The sequence below is a fragment of the Pedobacter sp. 01T416_2 genome (assembly GCF_056398925.1).
On sequence record NZ_JBFTQI010000400.1, the window covers coordinates 1 to 5,347 of the forward strand.

The window sequence follows — 5,347 nt, forward strand, 5'->3', positions numbered from 1 at the left end:
GATCAATATTGGTAAATCACGGTACGATTGGATCCATCCTTTATAAGTATTCCAAATAATGGTTTCGGATGTAGGGCGAACAATTAATTCCTCCTCTAACTTAGCTGTTTCATCTACAACAATATTTCCGTTACCGTCATTCTTTAACCGGTAATGTGTTACAACCGCACATTCTGTCGCAAAGCCCTCAACGTGAGAAGCTTCCTTAGAGAAAAATGACTTTGGAATGAATAATGGAAAATAGGCATTTTGATGGCCTGTATCCTTAAACATTTTATCTAAAACAGCCTGCATTTTTTCCCATATAGCATAGCCATTTGGCTTTATAACCATACAACCACGCACGGCAGAATGCTCTGCTAAATCTGCTTTTAATACTATATCATTATACCACTGGGAATAATCTGCTTCTCTACTTGTAATTTCTTTGCTCATCTTATGTATTTGGAACGTAATTTGTATGTTAAAAAGTGTAAAATCCAACGGCAAATTTATAAATTTATGCCTACAAACGATTAACAAAATAATATCAATTATTTTATATCATTTTTTGACTAAATAAATAGTTAATAATTTTTACTTTTGAAACTTGTATATTAAATTCGTGAACACACACAACTAAATATAAACACAATGAAACCAATTAAATTTTTACCCATTGTTATGATTGCCGCCGCAGGGTTGGTGGCATCATGCTCTACATCAAAACTGGCTCAAACTAAGCCAGCTGATGATGTTTATAATTCTGTGGCGAAAGCCAGGGAGGTTGAAATAGCACCTCAACCTCAGAACCGACAAGGCCAGCAATATCAGGCTCAGGGACAGGAGGAATATGATGAATATTACGGAACAAGTAATCCTTATTACGATATGGATTACTCATCTAGAATAAACCGTTTTTATAATGGTTACAGCTTTCAAGGCTATTACGACCCTTATTTTGACAATTATTACTATGGAAGCAGTTATGGCCCTTCAAACTACTTGGGTTATGGCCTGGGTTGGAACAGCGGATACGGTTTAGGGGGCTGGGGCGGCAGCTTTGGTTATGGCAGCATCTGGAGCAATCCCTTCTATTACGGTAATTTTGGCTACGGATGGAACAATCCTTATGGATGGAACTCTTGGGGACCTAACTCTTATTACGACCGTTATGGTTGGGGCGGTGGATACTAYGGCGGAGGCTGGGGTATCGGCGGTGGATACTATGGTGGCGGTGTGTATACCAATAGAGGTTACAGCAGACCAAGACCTGGAAGTGACGATAGAGGCACGCCAAGATATGGAAACGGCAATGCCGGAAATGTGGGCAGACCGAGCAGATCTGGTGTTACAAATCCAAATGGTGTAGGTTATGCTCCAAATATTAATGCTGGAAGACCAAGCAGAAACCAAGGTAATGGCAGCTATGCACAACCTCAGGGCTCGCAAGCTGGCAGACCTACAAGGAATGATAATTATAGTCCTCAAGGTACACAAAGTAGCAGGCCTACCAGAAACGAAACCTATACTCCACCTACCAGAACCGAAAGCAGACCTAGTTATTCACCACCACCATCAAATGGCGGCGGAAATAGTGGCGGTGGTTCAACCGGCGGCGGCGGTGGTGGCGGTTCAAGACCATCAAGAGCAGGAAGAGGTTAATTTAAATTTAAACACACAACATGAAAAAATATATTTTAGCTTCACTAGTAGCTACAGTAGCTGCTATAGGAACAACGTACGCCCAAAGTTACGCCCCTGATGCATTCCGCTTTTCTCAAACCAATTATGGTAGTTCTGCTCGATTTAAGGGAATGGGCGGTGCGCAAATTGGGGTTGGAGGTGATATTGGTTCAATTAATGCAAACCCCGCCGGATTGGGTTTATTTACCAAATCTGAGTTTAGTTTAACCCCTGAATTTAATTCTGTATCAAACAATAGCGCATACCTGGGCAATAATACCAAAGCTGATAAAAACCAGATTAATCTGAATAATATTGGCGTTGTATTTTACAGTCCAGCGGCAAGAATAAAGGGAGCTGATGTAAATAAAGGATTGGTAAGTACTGTATTCGGCTTAAGCTATACGAGAAATAACGATTTTTTAAATAACATCAGTTATAATGGAACCAATACCAACAGCTCCATAAGAGATTCATATGTAGATCAAGCAAATAATTTCGGAACCGACAATAGCGTGGCTGGCGATGCTTACAAAAGTTATTTAATTAATAAAAACACACCCACTTTTCCGAATCAATTTTCTGCAGAACCTTATAACAATGCAAATTTTAAACAAAACTGGGATGAGGCACGTTTAGGTTCAACTTCTGAATTTAACGTAGCAGGTGCCCTTAATTTTGGCAATAAGGTATACATTGGTGCAACAGCAAGTTTTGTTAATGTAAAATACACCAGCGATGCTACTTTTACGGAATCCGGCATTGTTAACTCATATAATGATGGTGACGTTGTACCAACATATAACGGAAACGAAAATTACAACCTTACCCACTTTAGAAACCAGGAAACTAAAGGCGGCGGTTTTAATTTAAAATTGGGTGCTATTTTCAGGCCGATAAACGAATTAAGGATCGGTTTGAATTTCCAAACACCAACCTGGATGAATATTGAAGATAATACCAGCGAGACTTTACAGGCAACTACTGCGGGTAATGCTTCTACAGCACCAAACAAATCAAATAACCCTACCCAATACTATTCTTTCAGTTACAACTTACGCACGCCGTTAAAAGCATCTGCAGGTATCAGCTATGTAATTGCTGGTACAGCATTAATCTCAGCTGATGTTGATTATGTAGATTATGCCTCAATGCGTTTTTCTGATTCTAATGGCTCTGATCTTTCAACAATCAATAGCAACAATGCTTTTATCAAAGAATCTTATAAAGAAGCGGTTAACTACAGAGTTGGTGCAGAAGTAAAAGTGACTAACGAAATTAGCTTAAGAGCTGGTTACGGGGTAAACGGAAATGGTGTTAAAGGTGGCGACAATAAATTTTATCAGGGTCAATACTACACCGGTGGAATTGGATACCGCATAGATAACTATTATTTCGATTTAGCGTATCAGAACTACAAAACAAACTTCAGTTCAAGTCCGTATTTATTAGATGATTACAGCGAGCCTGTTGCAGATGTTAAAAGCAATAGAAACAACGTATTCTTAACCTTTGGGGTAAGATTTTAGTAACAACTTGTCTTACAAATTAAGAAGCGCCAGTTTTCTACTAGAGAATTGGCGCTTTTTTTTACCATAAAATTTTACCATAAAAAAGGATACCCAATCGGGTATCCTCAACATGATCAACTAACCAGCACTTATTTAATTAACATCCCACCATAACCTATCGGTAATTTTAGCCTTTTGTTGCGGCTGTGGGTTTGCTGTAATTTCGGTATTTGGGTAAAGTACCCTTCTTGGAATTTCAGAGAGTGCATTTTTAACTTTGGTTAAAGCCGGGAATCCGGTACGGCGCCAATCTGTATAATTTTCAGCATTAAGAAAGTTTGCAACCGACTTTTCTTCCATAATTAAACGGAGCGCATTTGTACTGTTGAGTGTCCCCCGCGAAGCAATATAGGTATCCATATCAGTTGTGCTCACCCCTACCTTAGTCATGTGCTGTTTGATGCCATCCTGATAAAAAGGTTGTGCAGCTGCAAAACCCGATATCACCAGCGTGGCTTCGGCTTTTATAAATAATGCCTCGGTATAATTTACCAGATAATTATTGGCATTGGCACCCGCGTAAAAATCGGCAGGGATTGAGTAAGCCTCCAGACTTCCAATTTCGTCTAAACCGATCTGCCGGCCAGTATATAAACCGGTTTGTTTGGCGGGTTTAACCATTTTGCTTAATCTTGGATCGTTTCTGGTAGTAAAAGCATCAACAAAGGTGTTGGCAAGTACAAATGTAGTACCTGGTAAAAAATTCTGTTGCCATGGATTTTCGGCCCCTGCTGCACCACTGAAAGCAATTTTAGCATCATCATCGTTGCTCTGCATACCATTAGTTAGTGCAGTCAAAGCCAGCTGTGCCTGCGCAGAAGCTGTATTTCCAGGCGCTTTACTCAGGTGCATGTAATAACGTGCTTTTAACGTGTAGGCGAGTTTTTTCCATTTGGTCATATCACCTGAGTACATCAGATCGTCACTGCCAGGTGTCAAACCGGCATTGCGACCGATATCTATAATCCCATCATCTAACAAGCGCTGTATCTGGGTATATATTTGTTGCTGGGTATCGTAAGTAGGATTGGCTACATCAATTCCCTTGAAAGCCTGACTATAGGGGATATCTCCCCATGCATCGGTTGCGTAGCCCAAAGTATACGCAGTGAGTATTTTAGAAATCGCAGTATAATTAAAATTGCCGTTTGCAGCTGCTTTTACATTTAGGAGGCCTAGGTTGTTCAGCGTGCGCACGTATACGTTGCTCCAATCGCCGTCCATATCAATATTGTACATCTGATAAGTACCAAAATTTGGGGCTACCTGGTTCAGTGCCATTACCTGTAGGTATTGCTGTAGCACTACACTTAAATTCCCATCGCCTGATGCATTGATATTCTGCGAAATCAGCATTTGTATAGGTGGTAACATGAGCGATTCTTTAACATCAATCGGTCTGTTGGGGTCATAGTTAACATCTATGTATTTTTTGCACCCGGCAAAAGCCATCATAAATGCAAAACTTAAAATGAAATATATCTTTTTCATGTTGATTCTTTTTTATGTATTGGGCCTATAATGTTAATTTTAAACTGAAATCTACCGAGCGGGATGTTGGGGTTGAGAAGGAATAAATCCCTTGAGATCCGTTTGAAGAACCAAAAGAACTTACTTCTGGATCGCCACCTGTAAAGTGTGGTGCATATATCCATAAATTTCTACCCGTAACCTGCAAACCAATAGTTTTGAAAGGCGTTTTTTGCAGCCATGTTGGCTTTAGGTTATAGCCCATGCTAACATTTCTCAATTTTACATAAGTACCATCTTGGATAACGGATTCCAATACACCATTAGCTCGTTGATAATAGGCTTGTCCTGAAACAGACACCGTATTGGGCAAACCTGTAGTCGCATTTACACCTTCAACAATACGTGGACCACGGTCTTCGGTAACTTTTGGTGTACCATAGAAATATCCGTAACCATCAACATTGTTTTGAATATCGCCTCCCTTTTTCATGTCAAAGGAGAAACTCAAAGTAAACTGCTTATACTTGAAATTATTAACAATACCGCCCATCCAATCCGGATTGATATCGCCGATTATGCCTTGTTCGTCTGCAGCAAATGGTAACCCATCATTACCGATTAATAGTTTCCCTTCACTG

The 5,347-nt window shown here is 40.0% G+C and carries 4 protein-coding genes and 1 pseudogene; 2 read left to right on the top strand and 3 right to left on the bottom strand.

Annotated elements, in window-relative coordinates; translation table 11 throughout:
• Positions 1-435: class-II aminoacyl-tRNA synthetase family protein (locus AC1DPQ_RS16465; protein ID WP_477610271.1), on the bottom strand; the 435-nt coding region annotated here is incomplete at its 3' end.
• A 198-nt stretch (positions 436-633) separates the two neighbouring features.
• On the opposite strand from AC1DPQ_RS16465, the gene AC1DPQ_RS16470 reads away from it, so the two are divergent.
• Together AC1DPQ_RS16470 and AC1DPQ_RS16475 are read left to right on the top strand one after the other, a co-directional pair.
• Positions 634-1,644 (top strand): hypothetical protein, encoded by a 1,011-nt coding sequence (locus tag AC1DPQ_RS16470; RefSeq protein ID WP_477610272.1) that lies wholly within the window; start codon positions 634-636, stop codon positions 1,642-1,644.
• A 20-nt stretch (positions 1,645-1,664) separates the two neighbouring features.
• Complete coding sequence (locus AC1DPQ_RS16475; protein ID WP_477585632.1) at positions 1,665-3,194, top strand: OmpP1/FadL family transporter; 1,530 nt, start codon at positions 1,665-1,667, stop codon at positions 3,192-3,194.
• 135 nt (positions 3,195-3,329) lie between these two features.
• Here the strand turns inward: AC1DPQ_RS16475 and AC1DPQ_RS16480 are convergent, their stop codons facing one another.
• Positions 3,330-4,727: a SusD/RagB family nutrient-binding outer membrane lipoprotein gene (locus AC1DPQ_RS16480; protein ID WP_477584324.1), complete on the bottom strand. Its 1,398-nt coding sequence runs from the start codon at positions 4,725-4,727 to the stop codon at positions 3,330-3,332.
• A gap of 25 nt (positions 4,728-4,752) precedes the next feature.
• A pseudogene (locus tag AC1DPQ_RS16485) lies at positions 4,753-5,347 on the bottom strand (hypothetical protein); the annotation flags it as partial.

Excerpts from the sequence above, each read along its gene's own strand:
- AC1DPQ_RS16475 (WP_477585632.1), top strand. The coding sequence starts at position 1,665 with ATGAAAAAATATATTTTAGCTTCACTAGTAGCTACAGTAGCTGCTATA.
- AC1DPQ_RS16480 (WP_477584324.1), bottom strand. The coding sequence starts at position 4,727 with ATGAAAAAGATATATTTCATTTTAAGTTTTGCATTTATGATGGCTTTT.